This window comes from Streptomyces sp. NPDC057697 (genome assembly GCF_042799335.1).
Taxonomy (GTDB): domain Bacteria; phylum Actinomycetota; class Actinomycetes; order Streptomycetales; family Streptomycetaceae; genus Streptomyces.
This window is the reverse complement of sequence record NZ_JBHVJA010000005.1, coordinates 352,077-373,479: the sequence shown is the minus strand read 5'-3', so window position 1 is coordinate 373,479 and position 21,403 is coordinate 352,077. Positions and strand designations below refer to the sequence as shown.

Annotated in this window: 12 protein-coding genes; 9 read left to right on the top strand and 3 right to left on the bottom strand. The window is 71.4% G+C overall.

From position 1 onward, the window contains the following. Positions 1 to 291: 291 nt before the first annotated feature. The gene (locus ACFVFH_RS17040) at positions 292 to 1,041 is read right to left on the bottom strand and encodes a hypothetical protein (RefSeq protein ID WP_383768775.1); all 750 of its coding nucleotides are present in this window, start codon (positions 1,039 to 1,041) and stop codon (positions 292 to 294) included. Between the two features lie 567 nt (positions 1,042 to 1,608). On the opposite strand from ACFVFH_RS17040, the gene ACFVFH_RS17035 reads away from it, so the two are divergent. From ACFVFH_RS17035 to ACFVFH_RS16995, 9 genes are all read left to right on the top strand, one after another. Then, positions 1,609 to 2,217 (top strand): GNAT family N-acetyltransferase, encoded by a 609-nt coding sequence (locus ACFVFH_RS17035; protein ID WP_383769043.1) that lies wholly within the window; start codon positions 1,609 to 1,611, stop codon positions 2,215 to 2,217. 352 nt (positions 2,218 to 2,569) lie between these two features. Continuing rightward, positions 2,570 to 6,025 (top strand): CHAT domain-containing protein, encoded by a 3,456-nt coding sequence (locus ACFVFH_RS17030; protein WP_383768772.1) that lies wholly within the window; start codon positions 2,570 to 2,572, stop codon positions 6,023 to 6,025. 442 nt (positions 6,026 to 6,467) lie between these two features. Further along, positions 6,468 to 6,626 carry a hypothetical protein gene (locus ACFVFH_RS17025; protein ID WP_383768769.1) on the top strand — a complete coding sequence of 53 codons (159 nt, stop codon included), beginning with the start codon at positions 6,468 to 6,470 and terminating at the stop codon, positions 6,624 to 6,626. A 419-nt stretch (positions 6,627 to 7,045) separates the two neighbouring features. Next, positions 7,046 to 7,726, top strand: coding sequence for a hypothetical protein (locus ACFVFH_RS17020; RefSeq protein ID WP_383768767.1), 681 nt, complete (start codon positions 7,046 to 7,048; stop codon positions 7,724 to 7,726). 217 nt (positions 7,727 to 7,943) lie between these two features. Continuing rightward, positions 7,944 to 8,795: a protein phosphatase 2C domain-containing protein gene (locus ACFVFH_RS17015; protein ID WP_383768764.1), complete on the top strand. Its 852-nt coding sequence runs from the start codon at positions 7,944 to 7,946 to the stop codon at positions 8,793 to 8,795. Further along, on the top strand, positions 8,792 to 10,483 hold the full coding sequence (locus tag ACFVFH_RS17010; protein ID WP_383768761.1) for a DUF4189 domain-containing protein: 1,692 nt from the start codon (positions 8,792 to 8,794) through the stop codon (positions 10,481 to 10,483). The genes ACFVFH_RS17015 and ACFVFH_RS17010 overlap by 4 nt, the downstream gene beginning before the upstream one ends. Before the next feature lie 112 nt (positions 10,484 to 10,595). Continuing rightward, on the top strand, positions 10,596 to 11,096 hold the full coding sequence (locus ACFVFH_RS17005; protein WP_383768758.1) for a hypothetical protein: 501 nt from the start codon (positions 10,596 to 10,598) through the stop codon (positions 11,094 to 11,096). A gap of 26 nt (positions 11,097 to 11,122) precedes the next feature. Further along, the gene (locus ACFVFH_RS17000; RefSeq protein ID WP_383768756.1) at positions 11,123 to 11,746 is read left to right on the top strand and encodes an RraA family protein; all 624 of its coding nucleotides are present in this window, start codon (positions 11,123 to 11,125) and stop codon (positions 11,744 to 11,746) included. Between the two features lie 336 nt (positions 11,747 to 12,082). Next, complete coding sequence (locus ACFVFH_RS16995) at positions 12,083 to 13,612, top strand: helix-turn-helix domain-containing protein (RefSeq protein ID WP_383768753.1); 1,530 nt, start codon at positions 12,083 to 12,085, stop codon at positions 13,610 to 13,612. Positions 13,613 to 14,979: 1,367 nt separating this feature from the next. Here the strand turns inward: ACFVFH_RS16995 and ACFVFH_RS16990 are convergent. Together ACFVFH_RS16990 and ACFVFH_RS16985 are read right to left on the bottom strand one after the other, a co-directional pair. After that, positions 14,980 to 17,619 carry a BTAD domain-containing putative transcriptional regulator gene (locus ACFVFH_RS16990; protein ID WP_383768751.1) on the bottom strand — a complete coding sequence of 880 codons (2,640 nt, stop codon included), beginning with the start codon at positions 17,617 to 17,619 and terminating at the stop codon, positions 14,980 to 14,982. 720 nt (positions 17,620 to 18,339) lie between these two features. Next, positions 18,340 to 21,393: a pPIWI_RE module domain-containing protein gene (locus ACFVFH_RS16985; RefSeq protein WP_383768748.1), complete on the bottom strand. Its 3,054-nt coding sequence runs from the start codon at positions 21,391 to 21,393 to the stop codon at positions 18,340 to 18,342. Positions 21,394 to 21,403: the final 10 nt, after the last annotated feature.

Genomic DNA, 21,403 nt, shown 5'->3' with positions numbered 1-21,403 from the left:
CACGCGGTGCCGCCTACGGCCCCTCGACCATCCGCTAAGGTAAGGCTTAGTTAGGTAACCCTTACCGGCTGACGGACCGCGGTGCGCCTTCGGCATATATCTCGATGTCGAGATAACTCTAGTACATCACCGTCGCGCGGTCATGCGCGGGCGCTCGATGTGCTGTGTCATCGCTCGATGTGCTGTGTCATCGCTCGACGCGCCGTGCCGTCGCGGGCCGGCCGTGGGCGCCGAAGGCCGACGGCCGCTCCCGACGGGGTCCGGGCGGTCCGCGTCCCGCCGGACCCGCACTCAGTCCGTGCCGGACGGGTCGGCGCCGACCTGCTCCGCCACGGAGAAGTCCGTCTCGCAGTCCGGGCACGTCGCTTCGCCGAAGACATGGGTCAGGGCGTCGGCGACCTCGTGGTGACCGTCGGTGAGGGCGATGCCATGGAGCCGGGCGCCGATGCCGTCCAGGTCGGCGGGGTTCGCGGGTCGCAGGGGCCTTGTCCCGATGTCGTCGTCCGAGAGCGCGTAGTCGACGCTCGTGGAGAAGAATCCGCGTGCGCCGACGACGACGAACAGGTCGGCCAGGCAGCCGGGACAGGAGACCTGGTACTCCTCGTTCACGAGCCCCCAGGCCAGGTCCTCGCTCCAGCTCATGGCGCCTTCGAAGCTCAGCACGGATTCCAGGAGGTGGATGTACTCGGTGCGGTCGGAGGCCGTCCGCAGGTGCCGGTACGCCACCGCCAGCAGGGCCCCGGCCTCCGCCCGGTACCGCGCGCGGACATCGCCCGCGCCGTGCGCCTGCTCGGAGCCCGCCATGATCGCACCGGCCAGGCCCAGGGCCTCGACCGCCTGCTTCCGGTCGTCGCTGCCCGCCACCTCCGCCAGCCGGGGCAGGGCCGCGAAGCTTGCCGGGTAGACACTGCCCTGATGACACAGTGCCGACCAGAGATCGCTCCAGCGCTCGGGGCTCGGCTCCGACGCGATCCGGTCCAGCAGCTCCGGTATGTCGTGCGCGGAGCCGTAGGCGTGGCTGAGTCCCGACCAATCCGTCATACGGCGATCCAACCAGTTCGGTGCGTCGGCGCGGTCCTCACCGGCACCACGGGACCGGGAAGGCGGCGCCTCCCGCAGGGTCCTGTCATGGCCATGAATTCCCCCGGCTCATGGGCTGCCGACGCGCCGGCACGGCTGCGGCCGGTGGGCGAGCATCCGCCGGCCGCGGTGCAGGCGGAGGCCCGCTCCCCGGGGCGGCGACGCGGCCGGCTCGTCGCCTCGTCGCCGCCGCCCCGGCGAGGGCGCGCACCGCCCGTGCGCCGGTGGGCCCGTGCGTCGGTGCGTCGGTGGGCCCGTGCGTCGGTGCGTCCGTGCGTCGGTGCGTCCGTGCGTCCGTGCGTCCGTGCGTCGGTGCGTCGGTGCGCGGCGTGGCGCGGGCGGACAGCGTGCCGGTGACGCCGCCGGGCCCCAAGTCGTGCGCGCGGTCGTCGTGGTGGCGGCAGCGGGAGGGCGGCTCACGCGTCCGCGCCGCCGTGGCGCTCCCCCTTCGGGACCACCGCCCGGCCTTCGCCCTGCCGGGCGCGACCCGCCCCCGCCGTCCAAGATCATCGGATGCAGAATCTCCGTATGCAGATGACGAACACACCGACGACGGCCACGGCCGACGACGCCGCGCAGATCAGCCGTTCCCTGGCCCTCGCCTTCGACGACGACCCGATGATGCGTTCGTTCTTCCCCGACGACGCCTCGCGCCAGGCGTCACTGGGCAGTTACTTCACCACGATCTTCACCCGGCAGTACGTGCACAGCAGCGTGTGCGAGCGCACCAGGGACGCGGCGGCGTTCTGGGTACCGCCGGAGGCGCAGGCCAAGGCCGTTCCGGACGCGGAGACCATCGAGGAGCTGCTGAACATCCTCGGTGACCGGGCCGGGCTGTTCAAGGACACCGTGGAGACGGCAGCGGCGCACACGCCCGAGGAGCCGCACTGGTACCTGGCGCTGATCGGCGCGGACCCCGCCGCCCAGGGCCAGGGGCAGGGTGCCGCCCTGCTGCGTTCCGGACTGGCCAAGGCCGACGCGGCGGGCCTGCCCTCCTATCTGGAGTCGTCCAAGTCGTCCAACCTGCCCTTCTACGAGCACTTCGGCTTCACCGTGCGCGAGGAACTGAAGCTGCCGGGCGGCGGGCCGACGCTGTGGGCCATGTGGCGCGAGCCGCAGCCTCCGGCCGGTTCCTGAGGACGGTCCCGGCACGTCACGGCCCGGCCCGGACCGGACCGGACCGGACCGTGGCGGCGTCGCACGTGACGGCATCGCACGTGGGGCATCGCACATGGCAGCGCCGCGTGTGACGGCGCCCGCGTGTGACGGCGTCGCGCGCGACGGCACCCGCACGTGGCAGCGCGCCCGCTCGCGGCGGCGCCCGCGCGTACGACGCCGGGACCCCGGCCCCGGTGAGGGGCCTCCGGTCGGTTCCCGGTCGCTTCCGGGGCGCCTTCCGCCCGTTCCCGCGATCCGGCCCATCAGGGCCCGGGTACCGGGCATCCTGGGAGCACCGGGACGGGCACGGCGGGCTACGGAGCGGGGCGCGATGGACCACGGCGACGGCGGCACACGGGGGCTACGGGCCTGGGCGCGCGACGCCACCGGGCGGGCCGATCTGCTGCTCCCCTTCCACCGGGTGCCGCCCAGAGCACCGCGCGGGGTCGTCGTCGACCAGACCTTCTTCGACCGGACGCTGGGCGAACTGACCGAGCTCGAAAGGCTGCTGGAGCCGGACGGGCAGCCGCGCAACGCCGTGGCGGCCCGGCTGGGGGTGCTGCTCGCCCTGCGGCACGCGGACGGCGGACCCACCGCGGACCGGGACCGGGACCGCGACCGGGCTCTCGCACATCTGCGCCGAGTCCGCGCGGCGGAGCCCCGGGCCCCGAAGTGGGAGCGGCAGTGCGCGGCGCTGGGGCTGCTGCTCCTGATGGTGCCGCCGGGGTCCGGCGGCGGCCCAGTGGCCGACTTCCCGGCCGTCATGAACTGGTACCTGACACAGATCGGCCGCGCCGGCACGGCCGAACTGCCCGCGCTCCTCCACGACATCGAGGACCTGCCGATGCCGCCCGCACTGCGGGCGGAGTTCCAGCCGCTGGCCGCGTTGCTGCCCGTGCTCGAAGATCTGCTGCGGTCGGGCGGCGACGTCGGCGACACGATGCGGCAGCGCCTCAAGGACGCCACGCCCGAGGGCTTCCGCTACGGGGACGAGATCCGCGGGCTGGCCGAATCGCTGGGAGTCCGTATCGATCCGGCGGCGCCCGCGGAGCCGTCGCGCGGGGAAGGTGCCGGCCACGGCGCCCCGCCCCCGGAGCCCGCGGCCGCCGGTTCCCCGCGCCGGCCCCCTGCTCCGGGCCGAGCCCCTGCTCCGGGCCGGGCCCCCTCCCCGCGCCGGGCCCACGCCGGGGACGGCCCCGAGATCGCCACCGCGCTGCTCGCCGCTGCGGCGGCGATCGGCACCGGAGATCCGACGCTGCTGGACACGGCCGTGCGCCAGACGGCCGAGGCCATGGAGCGGCTGACGCCGGGGCACCCGATGGCCCTGACCCTCCAAGTCATGCGCTCCGCCCTGCTGCACGGCGCGAGCGCCATCGGCGGCAGCCACCAGGACGACGACTTCGCGCACCGCGTGACCGAGGAGATGATGGCCGCTCTGGCGAACGCGGCCCCCGCGTCCGGCCCGGAAGCCGACGCCCACGCCGCGATCCGTGTCCTCTCGGCGATCTCCCGGATCGCGCGCGCCGAACGGACCGAGAACGCCGCGGAGCTGGACGCCGTCCTGGACGAACTGCTGAGCCTGCACGCCACCGTTCCGAGGGACCGGCCCTCCTGGATTCTCGTTCCGCTGGCGCTGAGCCTGGCCCACCAGGCCCATGGCTCGATGCTGGAGGACGAGTCGGAGGTCCGGCGCGGACTCGCGTACCTGGAGGAGTGCACGCGCTCGGCCCCACCGCCCTGGAACGAGATGCTGGGCGAGCTGAACAGACAGGCGAAGCTCCTGCGCGGACAGTACGAGAACGATCTCTCGCTGGTCGAGGAGAGCCTGTACGGCGGGGACCGAGCAGCCCCCGGACTGCCGCTGGCACGCCAGATCGAGGAGCAGCGCACGGCGCTCTCCCTGATGGAGCGCTACCAGCACACCGACGACCCGGCCGATCTGAACCGGGCCATCGCGGGCCTGGAACGGACGCGTGAACGCACCCGGCTGGGCCGGGAGACGGCCTTCGCGGCGAGCGCCCTGTGGCACCTCGTCACGGCGTACTGGCTGCGCTGGTTCCGGACGCAGAACCCGGAGGAGCTGCACGCCGCCACGAACGCGGGGCTGGACGCCCTGCACGCGGTCTCGGCCGACGTACTCCTCCAGGTCGGCTCCGAACACGGCCTGCAAGTGGCCCGGTCCGCGGCCAATCACGCGCTGATGACCACCCGCACGGCGATCGGCTGCGGCCGTATGGAGGCGGCGGTCACGGCCCTGGAGCTGGGCCGCGCGCTGGTGCTCCACGCCGCCTCGGCCACCACCGGGGTGCCCGAACGGCTCGCGGCGCGCGGGCACCGGGAACTCGCCGACGCCTGGCGGAGGGAGACGGCCGCGCCGCACGCAGAGGGCGGCCGGATCCTTCCCAGCAGCCTGCGCCGACGGGCCCTGGAAGCGCTCGGCTACCGGCAGCCCGACAGCCGCACGACGCTGTTCGCCACCCCGTCCACGGCCGCGCTGCGGGCGGGGATCGCGGCGGGCGACGCCGACGTACTGGTCTATCTCCTGCCCGGACAGGGCGAGGCCCACGGGCTGGCGATCGCCCTGTGGCCGGGCGGCGGGCCGGAGACGCTCGACCTGCCGTCGCTGCTCGCCACGGGGAACGGCCCGCTGACGGAGTACCTGCACACGGCCGCGGCCCGTTCCCGGGGCGGCGGCGAGATCCGCGAGCGCAGGTGGGAGAGGGCCCTCGGCCGGCTGTGCGACTGGGCCTCGTACGCGGTCATGGAACCGCTGACCGAGCAGCTCGCACACCGCGTCGCCGCCCGCGCCGGGCGTGGCCCCCTCCGCCTCGTGCTGGTGCCGTGCGGGGACCTCGGCGTCGTGCCGTGGCATGCCGCCCGCCGCCGCGACCGGGGCGAGTACCGCTACGCCTGCCAGGACCTGGTGATCACCTACGCGGCGTCGGGCGGTCAGTTCCTCGCGGCGGTGGGCCGCGAGCGGCTTCCGGTGGACGCGGCTCCGGTCCTGGTCGCCGATCCGCGGATGGACCTGACGCACGCGGAGCGGGAGATCGGCGCGCTGAACCGTGCGTACTATCCGGGGGCGCGGCTCTACGGCGAGTTCTACGAGGCTCCGGCCACGCCCCCGGGCCGCGGGACGCCCGACGAGGTGCTCGCCGTGCTGGACGAGGCGTCGTTGCTGCACGTGGCGTCGCACGGGTCCGCCGGATCGCGGCCGACGGAGTCGGCGCTCAGCCTGGCGTTCCCCGGCGACAGCGGTGGGTGGCCGGCCGAGCGGGGCGGACCGGGCGCGTCGCCGGACCTGGGGATGCTGACCGTGACCCGGCTGCTGGACGGCTCGGACGGCGCCGCCGCCACGGCCGGAACCACCGCCGCACCCGGCCGGGCCGGGCCGCTGATCGTACTGAGCGCCTGCGAGACGGATCTGAGCACCCGTGACCACGACGAGGCGCTGACGCTGGCCACGGCGTTCGTGGCACGCGGCGCGCGGAACGTGGTGGGGTCGCGGTGGAGGACGCTCGACGGTGCCTCGGCGCTGATGATGGCGGTGTTCCACCACTTCGTGGCGGTCGAGGGCCAGGACCCGGCGAGCGCCCTGCGCTCGGCCCAGTTGTGGATGCTCGACCCCGGGCGCGGGGTTCCCGACAGCGTGGGGAGCGCGCTGGCGGGCGACGCCCTGCCGCCCGGCCTGGAGCGGCCGTCGGTGTGGGCCGCCTTCGCCCACCAGGGACACCCGGGGCGCCGGGGCCGTCCGGGGCCGTCGGCGGCCGACCGGGCGATCCGGTGAGACCGGAGGGGCCGGTGAGTCCGGAGGGGCAGGAGGGGCCGCTCGGCCTCATCCGCCCGCGCGCGTGAGGGGCGTCCGCCGGCCACGAGGACGATGCCCCGATCCAGTCTCGTCCGCCCGCGCGCGTGAAGGGGCGGGCCGCTCTCCAGGACGAGACGGTTCCCCCGCCATGCGTCCGCCCGCACGCGTGAGGGGCGAGCGCCAGCGGGGCGATCGCGACGTACGCCACCATCCGTCCGCCCGCGCGCGTGAGGGGCGAGCACCGCGACGGCGTGGGCGCGTTCACCGGCATGTGTCCGCCGCCGCGCGTGAGGGCCGGTCATCGAACTGGCCTGCGCCCGGGACATCGGCATGCGTCCGCCCCACGTGTGAGGGCCGGGCCGCTTCCACCGTAAGCACCTCGACCGCTTCAAGCGTCCACCCCCGCGCGTGAGGGGCGGGCATGACGATGATCGTCGTGACCCATGAGATGGGCCGTCCGCCCCCGCGCGTGAGGGGCGGGCCGCTCGTCGGTGCCGGTGACGACCCGGTGGAGCCGCGGCTCGTCCGGGCGCCGATCGAGCAGGACCGGTCCCCGGTGCCAGGACACCCGGCCCCTTGAGGCGCAGGGCGCCGGGTACGCCCGGTCCGGCAGGTCCCGGAGGCCCGGGCAGGCCGGTGCGGTACGCCCGGCGCCCACCGGCCGGGACCCGCGCGGGCCGGCGCCGGACACGGCCCCGCCGCCACGCCGTCCGGGCCCTCCGGCCACCCGCGACGGGGCCGCTGGCATCCGCCCCGATTCCGCCCGGTGCGCGACCAGTACGCCTGGTGCACTGAAACGAGGAGACGAAGCGGCGCACCGGGGTCCCCCCGCACACCGCCGGGCGAGGCGCTCCCCGCGCGCGGCGGTGCCGGCCGTCGACGGAACCGGCCCGGAGGGAACCGGGACTCGCCGACGAGCGTCCCGCACACCACGGGATCCCCGACCTGAACGCACGGCACACAACAGGCAGTAGCCGAGACGAGAGGGGCACACGGACGATGAAGGAAAGCAACCGGGGGCATCTGCTCCCCATCTACGTCCTCGCCGACGAGTCGGCGTCGATGTACGAGCACATCGACGACCTCAACGACGGGCTGCGGTCGCTGCACCAGGCGCTGCTGGGCGAGCCGATGGCCGCCGCCAAGGTGCGCTTCTCGGTCCTCGGGTTCTCCGACGACGTCATCGAGCGGCTGCACCAGGTGGACCTGCGCGGCGCGAACGAGTTCCCGAAGCTGCACACCCGCGGATCGACGAGCTACGCCGCGGCGTTCGGGGACCTCACCGACCGTATCCCGGCCGACGTCAAGGACCTCAAGAGCCAGGGCTACCAGGTGCACAGGCCCGCCGTGTTCTTCCTCAGCGACGGCGCTCCGAACGGCGGGGAGAACTGGCAGGAGACCCATCGCCGCCTCACCGACCGCTCGGTGACGCACGCCGCGCCGAACATCATCGCGTGCGGGATCGGCGACGCGGACGCGGAGACCATCAACATGGTCGCCACCCGGCCGGAGTTCGGCTTCGTCGCCGACAAGGGCGTCGACGTCGGCGCGGCCATCGCGAAGTTCTGCGCCGCGCTCACCAAGAGCGTGATCGCCTCCGGCCGCTCGCTCGACTCGTCGAACCCGCACCTCCAGGTCGACAAGCCGGAGGGTTTCACCGTAGCGATCGACGTGATCTGACATGGCGCCGTACTTCAACCGTCACCGGGGGGAGGAGCGGCACGGATCCACCGGGCACGTGCCCCCGCCACCGGGACCACCGCCGCTGCCACCACCACCGCCGGGACCACCGCCGACTCCGCCGCCGCTCCCGCCGACTCCGCCGCCGCGGGCGGCACCACCGAGGCCGCCGGACGGCCCGGCGGACCCGTGGGCGCCCCTCGTCGTGGACAGGGCCGTGGTGGCCTTCGACCCGGTGCCGCCGACGGGGATGTCCTACCGCCCCGACACCGTCTGCGACGGCTGGTCGACGGCGGCACTGGACGTACGGCTGGCGTCCGTGCGCGGTTACGAGCACCGGCACGACGGCACACAGCGCGAGGACGACGCGGCGATGGCCTGGGACCAGGGCACCGGCACCGTGGTGTTCGCCGTCGCCGACGGGGTCTCCGAGGCCCGCCAGCCGCACATCGGCTCGCAGCTGGCGTGCCGCAGCGCGGTCGACGAGATGCTGTCGCAGGTGCGGAACAAGGGCGGTCTCGTCTCCGACTGGCCCAAGCTCCTGTCCACCGTGCACTGGCAACTGCGCGAGCAGGCCCGGCGTCTGCTGCGCCTTCAGGAGGAGGCGGGGGTGCGGGAGACGGCCGATCTGCTGGGCACGACCCTGGTCGCGGGCACGGCCACCCCCACCGAGCGCGGAGTGGAGGTGTCCGTGGTCTGGGTGGGCGACTCCGGCGTGTGGCTGCTCGGGAACGACCGCATCCGGGCACTGGCCGGTGGCAAGACCACCGGACCGGACGGGCTGCTGTCCTCCGTCGTGGAGCCGCTGCCCCTCGTCCCGGCGGTCGTCAGCCCCCTGTCGCTCGTCCTCGAACCGGGCACCGTCCTGCTCGTCGGGACCGACGGCTTCGGCGACCCGCTCGGCGACGGCGAGGGCGCCGTGGGAGAGCTGTTCCGCACCGAACTCCGTTCCCCCGTATCGCCGTTGAGGTTCGCGCATCTGCTGGACTTCTCCCGGGAGACCTTCGGGGACGACCGCACCCTCATCGCGCTGTGGCCGCGCGGTACGGCACCGGGAGCCCCCCGATGAGCGTCCTGTGGGTCAGGCCCGACCAGCTCGGGCCGTACGCGGCGCACCGCCTCGGCGACGGCGGGCAGGGCATCGTCTACGGGGTGCCCCGGACACCGGGCGGGCTCAGCGGGCCGCTGGCGTACAAGGAGTACCGGCCACAGGTGCGCCCCGACCCCGACGCGCTGCACGCGCTCGCCGGTCCCCTCTCCACCCTCGACCCCGCCGACCGGGCCTTCCTGTCCCCGCGACTGGCCTGGCCGAACGCGCTCGTCCACACCGGCAACGCACCCGCACAGCTGCCGTTGCCCGCGAACTCCGGCACCACCGTGGTCGGGTTCCTCATGCAGCGCGTGGGGAGCGAGTTCGAGCTGAACAGCGCCGCGATCGGCGGGGTCAAACAGCAGGGCCTGGAGTTTCTGCTCAACCCGGAAACGTTCCTGCGGACCATCGGGCTGGTGCTCGACGACCGCACCAGGCTCGACCTGCTCACCGACCTCGCCGCCACGCTCAGCAGGCTGCACAAGGGGGGCGTCGCGGTGGGCGATCTCTCCCCGAAGAACGTGCTGTTCACCCTGGTCGGCGCGCCCCGTGTGCTGCTGATCGACTGCGATTCGATGCGGTACCGCAACCGGGACGTGCTGCCGCAGGTCGAGACCACCGGCTGGAGCGTCCCGGAGCCGACGAAGGCCACACCGGCCTCCGACACGTACAAGTTCGGGCTGATCGCCGCGAGGATCTTCAACCAGGACCAGGTCAGTACGGACCTGGGCCCGCTGCGCGGCGTCGCGGCCGAGCTGGCGGACCTCGCGCAGCGCAGCACCCGGAACGATCCGGCCCGGCGGCCGGCGCTGGCGGAGTGGCTGCGTCCGCTGGAGCAGGCCCGCAACCGTACGCAGACCGGCAAGCGCACCAAGGTCAAGTCCCCTGCGCCGCCGCCTCCTTCGACCCCGCGCGCCGCGCGTCCCGGCGCGACCCGCCCCGCGGCACCCACACCGCCCCGGGCCGGAACGGGCCCCGCGAGGAACCCGGCGAGGAACCCCGCGAGAAGTCCGGCCACGAAGTCGTCGGGCAAGGCCGCCGCCGCTATCGCCGCCACCTTCCTCGGCATCATCCTGCTGTCCACGCTCAGGCACGGAAACGGCACCCCGGACGACGACTCCGGCCCCGCCGTGAACCCCGTCGTCTCCAGCAGCCCGTACGTGCCGGACGATTCGCCGTACGACGATCCTCCCGTTCCCGTCGTCCCGGATCCGCCCGTCTCCCCCAGGGACACGGTGCCCGAGGAACCGTCGGACCTGGCCCCCGACCCCACTGCGTCGGCCAAGGACTTCGACCCCGATCCACTGCCCGAGCAACCCGCCCCCGAGACCCACCAGGCCCCTCCGCCCCCGCCTCCGCCCCCTCCCCCACCGCGGCCGAACTACTACGGCGCCATCGCCGTGGCACCCGACGGCGCCTACGGCAGGGCCTGGGACCACAAGTCCGCGAACGCCGCCCGGCAAGGAGCGCTGAACAGCTGCCGCGGCAGCTGCAAGGTCCTCGTGACGTTCGTCAACAGCTGCGGTGCCGTCGCCTACAACCCCGAAGCCCACCGCTACTGGGGCGGTCAGGGCGCCAGCCGGGCCGAGGCCGAGAGGAGCGCGATCGCCCATGCGGGCGGCGGGCGCTGGATCACCGCGGTGTGCACCACGCGGTACACCTCCTGAGCGTTCCGTCCCGGGGCACGCCGGGGCGCGCCGGGCGGCGGGGCCGGTCCGCGGTGGCCGGATCCGCCGCCCCGGGCGCCCCGATGTCAGAGGCCGTCTCTATGGTTTCGGCATGGCAGTCCCCGCGATCATCCCCATCGCCCATGAACCGGACTACCGGACCGACACCATCGGGCGGTATTCGGACGGTCAGTTCCTGGCCTCGGTCACCTACGCCTTCCCGGAGGGCTTCGTGATCGGCGACGGCTGGGAGGAGCAGAAGCGCCTGTACACCGTCCTCCACCGGTTCGACCACGAGGGCCGGCACGTCGGCTCGGACATCCGGTGCGCCGGGACGTACGCCGAGCAGCAACGGAGCCCGCGGGGCGAGAACTCCGTGACGGCGCGGGCACGGTCACGAATGACCGAACTGCTCGACGGCCTTCCCGGCCGCGTGTACGGGGACATCGCGATCCGGCCCTTCCGGCTGACGGTCGACGGTGTGCTCTTCGGGCTGGTCGTCGAGGAGCACGGCGGAGACGGGGCCGGGAGCGAGGAGGAGCAGGACCGGGCCGAGCTCCACCCCGACCTCCTCGGCTTCCACGCCCCCTGGGACGGCCAGTACGACACCTGACGCGCGCACCCGGACGACGGAGGAACATGAACGACAGCAACGACTTCGAGCAGATCTCCCCGACCACCCTCGCCGATCTCCTCGGGCGCGGGCAGGTCATGGACATCGGCATCCGGCCCCTGTGGCCCTCGGTCCCGCGCGTGGCCGGCCCGGCGTTCACCGTGCGGTGTCCCCCGGGCGACAACCTCATGCTCCACGCGGCCATCCACCGCGCGGAGCCCGGCTCCGTCATCGTCGTCGAGTCCGGTGACGTGGACTACGCGCTCGCCGGTGGCAACGTCTGCGCCGTCGCCCAGCGCCGGGGCATCGCGGCGTTCGTGGCCGACGGGGTGATCCGCGACCTCGCGGAGGTGCGCGAGATCGGATTCCCCGTCTTCGCCAGGGGCGTCATTCCGATCCCGGGAACGAAGAAGGCCGTCGGGCCGCTCAACCGGCGCGTGCGGTGCGGCGGGGTGGATGTGGACGCCGGTGACATCGTGGTGGCGGACGAGGAGGGCATCGTGGTCGTGCCCCGCGCCGGTCACGAGCAGGTGCTCCTCGACGCACGGGCGAAGGCGGCCAAGGAGGCCGCCGAATCGCTCGACACGTGGGAGGCGGCCCATCGCGCCCGTATCGACGACATCCTGCGCAGCGGCGGATTCGAGGGCTGAGGCCCGCGTACGACGGAGGCCGGGGCGCCGGACTGAGGCCCCGTACGACGGAGGCCGGGGCGCCGGGCTCAGGGAGCGGTCTCCCGGGCGCGGCGCCCCGGCCTCCGCCGCGTCCCCGGCCGGTCCCGCCGGGCCCCTCCCCCGTACGGACGCGCAGCGCGCGCGGACGCGGCGGTCCGGGCGGACCATGGATCGCATGGCGCGCACCGGACATGCGTGCGCCTTACCGGCCCCGGCCTGCAACTGCCGTGCCGACACGCGCGGGCGTCAGCGGGCGTCACCCGAACACCACACCCCGGCGCACGCCTCATCTCATATCTGAGATAACCTTTCGCCATGTCAGACGATTACCTCGTACGCATCGGCAAGCTCATACGTGACGCCCGTCAGCACCGGGGCTGGACACAGAGTCAGCTCGCCGAGGCGCTCGCCACCAGCCAGAGCGCCGTGAACCGCATCGAGCGCGGCAACCAGAACATCAGCCTTGAGATGATCGCGCGCATCGGTGAGGCACTCGACAGCGAGATCGTGTCGCTCGGCTACGCCGGGCCCATGCACCTGCGGGTGGTCGGCGGGCGCCGGCTCTCGGGCTCCATCGACGTCAAGACGAGCAAGAACGCGTGCGTGGCCCTGCTCTGCGCCTCGTTGCTCAACAAGGGCCGTACCGTGCTGCGCCGCGTGGCCCGGATCGAAGAGGTCTACCGCCTCCTGGAGGTGCTGAACTCCATCGGCGTGCGGACCCGGTGGATCAACGAGGGAACCGATCTGGAGATCGTCCCGCCCGCCCGGCTCGACATGGACGCCATCGACGCGGACGCCGCCCGCCGGACCCGTTCCATCATCATGTTCCTCGGTCCGCTGCTGCACCGCATGGACCGGTTCAAGCTCCCCTACGCGGGCGGCTGCGACCTCGGTACCCGCACCATCGAGCCGCACATGATCGCGCTGCGCCGGTTCGGTCTGGAGATCGCCGCGACCGAGGGGATCTACCACGCCCAGGTCGACCACTCGGTCACCCCCGGCCGCCCCATCGTGCTGACCGAGCGCGGCGACACCGTCACCGAGAACGCCCTGCTGGCCGCCGCCCGGCACGACGGCACCACCGTCATCCGCAACGCCTCGTCCAACTACATGGTCCAGGACCTCTGCTTCTTCCTGGAGGCCCTGGGCATACGGGTGGACGGCATCGGCACAACCACCCTGACCGTGCGGGGAGTTCCGCACATAGACGTGGACGTCGACTACTCCCCGTCCGAGGACCCGGTCGAGGCGATGAGCCTCCTCGCCGCCGCCGTGGTGACGGAGTCCGAGCTGACGATACGCCGGGTGCCGATCGAGTTCCTGGAGATCGAACTCGCGGTACTGGAGGAAATGGGCGTCGACTGCGACCGCACGACGGAGTACGCCGCCGACAACGGCCGCACCCGGCTGGTCGACCTCACGGTCCGGCCCTCCAAACTGGAGGCGCCGATCGACAAGATCCACCCCATGCCGTTCCCCGGGCTCAACATCGACAACGTGCCCTTCTTCGCGGCGATCGCCGCCTCGGCCCATGGCCAGACCCTCATCCACGACTGGGTCTACGACAACCGGGCCATCTACCTCACCGACCTGAACCGCCTCGGCGGCAGGCTGCAACTCCTGGACCCGCACCGGGTCCTGGTCGAGGGCCCGACCCGCTGGCGCGCCGCCGAAATGATGTGCCCACCCGCCCTGCGCCCCGCCGTGGTGGTCCTGCTCGCCATGATGGCGGCCGAGGGCACGTCGGTACTGCGCAACGTCTACGTCATCAACCGGGGTTACGAGGAGCTGGCGGAGCGCCTCAACTCGGTGGGCGCACAGATCGAGATCTTCCGCGACATTTGACATGAGGATGCCGCCGCACCCAGCCTGACCTGCGGCTCAGCGGGTCAAGGAGGGGTGCGGCGGCATCTCTGGGACTCTGGGGCTTTGGGCCCGCGGTGGGCTACGAGCCACGCTCCACAGGCCCCACCGACCGGCCACGGCAACGCGAAAATCGGGTCGATGGCGGCGCTGCCTCGTGCACCCGCGCGGGGCAGGAAGTGGGAGTACTCACTACGGGCAGGCACGACGACGGGTCGATGATCGCGGACCGAATCCACAGAGCGGGGCGCAGCAGGAAGTCACCGCGTTGAGTCCCGACCGAGATCGTCACAAGCGTCTGCCGAGCCACGAGTTCGGACGTGCGGGCCTTCTTCTCGGGTGCTGCGCCGTCCCGCCGTGCCGGGGTTCGAGCCTGCTGCGGCTGGGCTGACGCAGGGGCACGACCTCCGCCTCCGCACGATCTTGGACCAGCCTACGGGTTCACCCGACACCCTCGGTCTCAGATAATCAGCGTCCGGGCAAGCAACCATCTGCGCCGTCAAGTCCCGCTCGCTCTCAATCGCCCGCATTGCAGTCGCAGCATGAACCGAGTCGATACCTCCAGAGCAAGATCCGGACCATGTCCGGACCAGCTCCCGCCCGAAGGCTGCGCCAACTACCGTTTCGCCTGGTGAATGTGGACGCAGCTGCTGTACCACCAGCAGACGAAGAACCTGCTAGGCGCCCTGCCTGTTTCGACACAGAAATCTCCGGCAGCCCTGCCTCGCGGACTTCCCCATCAAGCCAACCGGCCAGCAACGCAACACGCCTGACACTCCATCGGTACGGGCGCCACCTCAGCGTCAAGATATCGCCTGTAACGCCCACACCACACATAATGCGCAAAGACAAAACCACAGGTCAGGAGCCCTTCACGGCCGGTCCCAGGATGGCGACGCACTCCACGTGATGCGCCATCGGAAACACGTGCGACTCCAAGCCATCAAAGAAAGGGCGGGCCAGACAGGCTCCCGCCCACTGCACGGGTATCGTCCCGGGCTGGAGCGTCAAATAGGCGTCACGGACGTCTGCCGTACCCCCCGAACCAGAGGGCCAGCATCACCACAGCGAAGTCGCACAAGGCAATGACTTGAGCGATGAGTGTGAGCCAGCTTTCCCGCTCACCGACCTCGGGCTGCACTCCGTCTCGTCGTCCTCGATATCTCTGACCGGGTACATGGGCGAATCGCGGGAGGTTGTCCTGCGGCCTCCGGCTGCGAATGGGGGCGAACATCCAGTTCGAAGAGCTGACGGCACTAACGCCAGAAGGCAGTACGGCCGGGGTGGGGCCGGGCGAATGAAGGCGGAGCCTTCGCCGAATATCGGATAACGGATGCCAATCAAACCTTTCACGGAAGGCGGGCAAGCCGGTCTAGGGCCGTGTCGAGGTCCCCCTCCCCCGCCCTTCTCAGTAAAGCTGCGGCCTGCCCCATCGCGTCAGCCGACTCGGCCGTCCTTCCCGTAGCCTTGAGCGCCTTCGCGAGCCACACCAGCGTCCGGGCCTCCCTGCTGCCATAGGCCAGCGACCGGTACAGCACGCGGGCACGCACCAACTCGACGACAGCGGCTTCGGGATCTTCCCGAGCCATCCGGATGCGGCCCAGACTGAAGTGCGCGTGCGCCTGCCCGTTGACATCGTCCGTGTCCGTCAGCAGGGACAGGGCCCGCAAGCAGCACTCGGCCGCCTCCTCGTACTGCCCGAGGTCGTATCGCGCGCTCCCGATGCCGCTCAGGACAGCCGCCTGCCCAAGGGCGTCCTGGAGTTCTTCGAAGGCGGGCAGGGCCTCACCGAAGTGATCCAGCGCCTCCCCGGGGGCACCGCTCTCCTGAAGCAGTACTCCGAGGGTATGGCGACCCAGGGCGGCTCCCAGCGTGTCTCCGTCGTCGTCACTGATCCTCACCGCGCCGTTCAGCTCCCGCACGGCAGCCTTGACGTTGCCCAGGGCTCGGTGGGTCCCGGCGAGCATCCGGCGCACCATGGCCACGTCGGCCGGGCCGGACTCCCGTGTCGCCGCAGAGAGAGCACGTCGAAGACCGGCGAGCGCGTCCAGATGACGATCGGACCGCCACTGGAAGGTGACCAGGGTCATCGACAACAACCATGTGTAGCGGTCGAGTCCGTGCCGCTGGGCCAGTCCGACGGCGGCGGTCAGCGTGGAGTACTCCGCCTCGAACCACCTCATCGCCGCCGTCGCATCGGCCGGGTCCATGACCACAAGTGTGCCGGGCTGGCCGATCGGCAACCGCCGCCCGGGCTCCAGCCGCCGGTCGCAGGCCCAAGCCTGATGCAGCAGGTAATGCAGCACTCGCTTCACTACGCGAATACGCTCGGCTTCGGCCCACTCGCGGGTCAGCGCCTCGGCGTAGACCCGGACCAGATCATGCAGGGCGTACCGCTCGATCGACGGTTCGAGCGCCAGGCCCATCCCCAGAAGCTCATCGACCGCATTACTGACATGAGGACCGTCCTCGGGCTCGATCGCCCGCAGTGCCGCCCAACTGATCGTCGGCCCCGGATGGATCGCCAGCCGTTCGAGCAGTCTTGCCGCTGGCACAGAGAGCTGCCGGCGGGAAGCGTCGAGCGACAGACGTACGCTCAGACCCTCGGAGCCCAGGTCGAGTGAGCGCAGCCGAGTGCTTTCCACCCGCAGTTCGCGCACAATGTCCGGCAATGCCCACGGACGCCGTTTGATGCGCGCGGCCATGATTCCGAGCGCCAGCGGAAGCCCGGAACAATGCTCCACGATGTCGGGCACGAAGGGAGCGGCTGTGCGCATGCGGTCCTCGCCGAGCCGCTTGCCAAGAAGTGCGGCGGCGTCTCCACGATTCAGTGGTTCGAGAGGGATGAGTTCGGCGCGCTCCCGGATCTCCAGCCCGTCCAGGTGGCGGCGGCCGGTGACGATCGTCGCGCTGGCCCCGGCCGGGGGAAGCAGCCGGCGGACGTGCGCCTCGTCCCGCGCGTTGTCCAGGATCAGGAGGACCGAACGGTCCGCGAGCGCGGTGCGGTACGCGGACAGCATGCCGTCCAGCGTCGGCGTGGCCGGGCGCACGCCGAGATCGTTCAAAAGCCGAGCGATGACGTGCTCATGGCCCAGAAGGCCCTCAGGAGCAACCCCTCCGAGATCAACGTGCAGGATGCCGTCGGCGAAGTACTGGTCGAGCGCCACCGCGACCTCGACAGCGAGCGCGGACTTCCCGACGCCGGGCAGTCCCGACAGGGCGACCAGCCGGGACCGCTCCGGGGTTCGCCCCAGAAGAACCTCGGTCATCCGGTCGCGCTGCCGGCGGCGCCCCACCAGCGAGACCGACTCGAGCGGAAGCTGACGGGGCCTCGGCGGGGTCATGCCGCGGAGGGAGACTGCAGTCCCCTGGCCGTACTCACCTGTCGCGCCCGCGAGCAGCAGGTGTGCGGTGGAGCGGCCACATTCCCGCTCCCACTCTGTCAAAAGCGGCGGAATCTCGACTTCCCTGCCGAGCGTACGCAGTGCGCGCACCTTGAGTTCGAGCAATGCCTCACTCGTCGGCCAGTGCACCAGGGCAGAGTCGACCCGGTCGAGGGCGGCCCGCAGCTGAGCGCACTCCAGTTCCATCTGGACACAGGCCGTCGTGGCCTCCCGGAGCTCCCCCATCAGTTCATGCCGTCTCCGATCGAAAGCAACCCCTTGCATCCCATCGAAGAGAATCCCGCGCCACTCCCCTGTCGCCTTTCGAAGTGAATCGAGCCGAACCGAGGAGTCGCATGCAGAATCCGCTGTCCGCAATAATCCACGGAAGCGCAAGTAATCAGCCTCTTCCGATTTTACATGAATTCCACAAAACCCTCTTTCATTACTCTCGGGGCAAATTTCCGGCACAGACTTCCGAAGCTGATGAAAAGTCTGCCGAATTCGATTCGGGCTCAACGGCTCCCGGGGCCACAGGTAACGCATGATCTCGTCGTGGGACGCACGAAGGCCGGGCGAGGCAAGGAGAACAACCAGCAGCTCCATGGCCTTTCGCGACCTCATCCCGACGACCCGGCCCGCCCTGAGGACTGTGACCGGACCCAGTAACCGGAGCTCCATCGCGCCTCACCTTCTTCCCGCTCACGGTGGATCCGCAAGCATCGGAGGAGAAGCATGGCACATCCCGTAGAGCGCCATTTAACGCTCGCCTAACGCTTGTCACTTGGCGCGACGAGATCGACCTGGCAATCTTCAAGCACCCCGATCCGACCAGTCCGATGAGACGGGGGCCGCTGGATCATTTATTCGATCACATCGAATGATTCTTCGATTGTGATGGAATCCGACCCGGTGGTCGAACAAGGAACTCAATGCTAGGAGAAGCTCATGCCCCGAAACCACATCGAACGCCGTACCAGCCGGCCCGCCCCGAGGCGATGCGTCAACGGGACGAACTCCACCCGGCGGCACGACGCCCGCCCGACCTCCGGCGCGGCCTCCGCCACGTGGCATGGCCGCGTATGGAAGCCCGTCCGTCCAGCAGCTGAAATCGCCCGCGAATCGGCGCTGTTCTCCGAATTCGAGTAGAACAGGCCTGCCTGGAGCCGTGACCGGGCCGGATGCAGGCTTGAGCAACACCGCCGGAGGCGAACCCTGGTGAGAGAGCCTCGGCCCGCCTCCGGCCGATGCCGCAGGACGGCCGCCGCTCACCCGGGCGGCGGCCGTCCTGCGGTCCTCCCCCCGAATCCGTCCGAATCCCCCGAATCAGAGGTGAGTCGACCGGTCCGCCGTCTCGCGACGCGGCACAGGAATCGGCACACCGGCGGCATCCAGGGTCGGCTCTCGGCCGTCGGGAAGGCTCTCGATCCCCTCGTCGGAACGCTCCGGCGCGATCTCCCCGTCGGTCGCCTCCGCTCCCTGTTCGTCCGCCGCGACGGTGGGAAGGACGTACGCCTGAGCCAGTCCGGCGAGGTGCAGGGGAAGCGGAAGAGAGAGTGCTACCGGATAATCGGGAGCCATGCGCAGTTGGTGCGTCGCGAGAGCGATGGCCTCGGGTTCGTCGGGTGCGGAAGATGACGGCGGCTCCATGTCACGCTCCGCATGGCAGCCGAGCACGGCAATCTCGACCAGCGTCGGATTCCAAGCTCCGGTGCCCGCCTGGGAGGTGAGCTTTCCCGCGGCGTTGACCCGGGCGGCAAGCCTGTCGAGTGCCGGTGAGACCGCGAACGTTCCGGGACGTTCCGTGCTGCTGTAGAACACCCGCGCAGCGATGTCACCGCGTTCCCCGCCCCTTGGGGGTACCGTCCAGAATCCCGCCGGCTGGCCATGGGCCTTGCCCGGCTCCGCCAGGCCCCACCACTGAGCCGTCTCATGGCCTGCTCGCCCGCGCACCCGGACCAGGCGGAGTTCGTCATCGATGCCTCCCGGTGGAGCGTGACCGACCCTGATCGCGTCGGGTTCGATCTGCCCGTCCTGCAGCCAAGGCCAGTGCGACCTGCTGTTCTGCGCATGGGTGATGAGAACGGTCGGCTGATGGCGGAGCGAGTGCAGCATGCGCTGGAGGAAGCGCGCGGTGTCCTTGCGCTGCTCTGACAAATTGGTCCGCCGTACCGTCGCGGTGATACGCGGCGCGCCGTCGGCGCCAGGCTCGTCCGGAGCGGACGGGTCGATCTCGGCCTTCTTCACGAGCCCGAGCAGGAGATGCGGATAGGGGATCCAGGTGCGGGTGTCGTCGTCCCATCCACGGACGACGCAGAGTCCACCGCCCTCGGCGAGCGGAGTGACGAGCACGGCGACCGGCAGATGCCTCGGCAGCCGGGTAGGTCCGTCCTTACGCCGCTTGACCATCCAGAGGGCGGCGTACTGAAGACCGTCCGGCAGGTCGCCGCCCAGAGTGTGTTCCGGCAGGACACGTACGCCGAGCTGGCGGAAGCCATCCAGCCAGGCCTGGTGAGCCCGGTGTTCGACGGTGTCCGCGTTGGCGATCCGCCGTTCTCCGGAGGGCGTGACGACGAACTGGGTCAACACTCCCGCGTCGGCGCACCCGAGGCGCTGGGCGAACTTGGGGTCGGTGTCCGCCTCGCGGAAGGTCGTCCTGTGGCCGATCTCGACCAGGGCGAGGCCGGGACGGCTCGGATCGGCACCGTCCGCGCGCAGCCAGCCGCTCAGCTCCCGGCGGCGAACGGTCAGAGCACGAGCTGCCCGTTCTCCCCGGCGTCCGATGGCCGGGTCGAGAACGAGCCCGTCCGCGAGCCCGTCGGTGAGCGGCAGGCAGCGCAGCCGCACCACGAGTTCCGGGCTCCGCCATTCGAGCATCACGGGCCGGCCTGGACGGGCGTCGTCGAAGGCCTGTTCCGACAGGTCGTGCGCTCCGCCGTCGCCGTCGAGGCCCAGCGTCCTGGCGAACTCCCGGACCGCGTGGCGGCGTAGCTCCGCGGTACGCCAGAGCAGCCGGGCCGTCACATACGTCTGCTCGGCTTCCGGATCGGACGTGAGCCCGGCACGGTCAGCGAGCACCGCGATGGCGCGGCGCCGTGCCAGCGCCGCGCGCGATTCCTCGGCCTTCTTCGCCGACTCGCCCAACGGCTTGGCACGCCGATTGGCCGGGGCTCCGATCCCCTTTCCGCGTCCGCGCACCAGATCGGGCAGCCGGACCACGCCCGGCGGCAGCGCCGTCTCCGCCCAAGCGGTGAGCTGGGACCTCTGATGGGGCATGAGTCCCGGGCCGACCTCGTGCGCGCCCATGTGGTTGCTGTGAACGACGGCGGCCCGGACGCCAGGGCCGTCGCCGATCCAGTCTTCCGGACTCGCGAGCAGGTGGTCGGGAGCGGGGAACTGTCCGACGACGCTGAGCCGGTGCAGGATGCCGGCCGGGTCGTTCTCGACCCAGGTGAATCCGTTGGAGGCGCGGTCGCGCCGCAGCCGGGCCAGTGCACCGCGTTGGGTCGCGGGCACCCCCGGCAGCCAGGGGATCTTGGGACGCAGATACACCGTGGTGGACTGCATGTACGGCAGCGGCAGCCGTCCGGTGTCGGACCTCGTGTGGGTGGCCCAGCGACGTACCCCCCAGTGCAGATGCAGCCGCGGCCGCGGGTCGAAGGGGGTGGTGTGGAGCGAGATGTTGAGCGTGATCGAAAACCACCACTCCTTACGTTTGATAGTGCGGCACAGAGGTTGCGACATGAGCTCCGCGCCTTGGTCCCGCGCGCCTCGGGGCAGCGCCTGGAAGCGCAGTTCACCCCCCTCGAAGGGATAGGGGTCGAGGCCTCGGACGCAGCGGGCGAGCGCGTCGGCGGCGAGTTGGAACTGCCGGGGCTCCGGTGCGGCCGTCCCGCCGTCGGTGGGGTGCGCGCCGAGAAGGTCCACCCCCGGCACGCTCTCCCAGTTCAACGGGGCACCCGCCAGCTCGTCGCCACATCGCAGCAGGAGGGCACGCAGTTCCGGGGTGGGCTCGGTTCGCCGGGGCATCAGCATGCGCAGCCAGGCGTTGAATACCTGACCACCCGCCCGGCCGGGGAGAGGGTCGGGCGCGTCCTCTGGCACGTACATCCAGAAGTCCTCGGGTGGCAGCGGTCCCTCACCGACGGGAGGCCGGGCCCGCGGCCGGACGATCACTTCGGGAGCGAGTGTCTGCAGCGCTGTGTCCAGACTCTTGGTGGGCAGGGTCCGCTGCCACTCGGCCTCGGGGCGACCATGGTTGTGGAGCGCCAGAAGTGGGCTCTGCCAGTGTTCGGGGAAGCGCAGGGCTCGGTAGTCCTGGGTCCACGGCGCGGCGGGGTCGGCGAGGTGGTAGGCGGATCGGCGGATCTCTCGGTACACGGCGATACTC

Coding starts and splice junctions, on each gene's coding strand:
- ACFVFH_RS17040 (WP_383768775.1), bottom strand. CDS start 1,041: ATGACGGATTGGTCGGGACTCAGCCACGCCTACGGCTCCGCGCACGAC.
- ACFVFH_RS17035 (WP_383769043.1), top strand. CDS start 1,609: ATGCAGATGACGAACACACCGACGACGGCCACGGCCGACGACGCCGCG.
- ACFVFH_RS17030 (WP_383768772.1), top strand. CDS start 2,570: ATGGACCACGGCGACGGCGGCACACGGGGGCTACGGGCCTGGGCGCGC.
- ACFVFH_RS17025 (WP_383768769.1), top strand. CDS start 6,468: ATGACGATGATCGTCGTGACCCATGAGATGGGCCGTCCGCCCCCGCGC.
- ACFVFH_RS17020 (WP_383768767.1), top strand. CDS start 7,046: ATGAAGGAAAGCAACCGGGGGCATCTGCTCCCCATCTACGTCCTCGCC.
- ACFVFH_RS17010 (WP_383768761.1), top strand. CDS start 8,792: ATGAGCGTCCTGTGGGTCAGGCCCGACCAGCTCGGGCCGTACGCGGCG.
- ACFVFH_RS17005 (WP_383768758.1), top strand. CDS start 10,596: ATGGCAGTCCCCGCGATCATCCCCATCGCCCATGAACCGGACTACCGG.
- ACFVFH_RS17000 (WP_383768756.1), top strand. CDS start 11,123: ATGAACGACAGCAACGACTTCGAGCAGATCTCCCCGACCACCCTCGCC.
- ACFVFH_RS16995 (WP_383768753.1), top strand. CDS start 12,083: ATGTCAGACGATTACCTCGTACGCATCGGCAAGCTCATACGTGACGCC.
- ACFVFH_RS16990 (WP_383768751.1), bottom strand. CDS start 17,619: ATGGAGCTGCTGGTTGTTCTCCTTGCCTCGCCCGGCCTTCGTGCGTCC.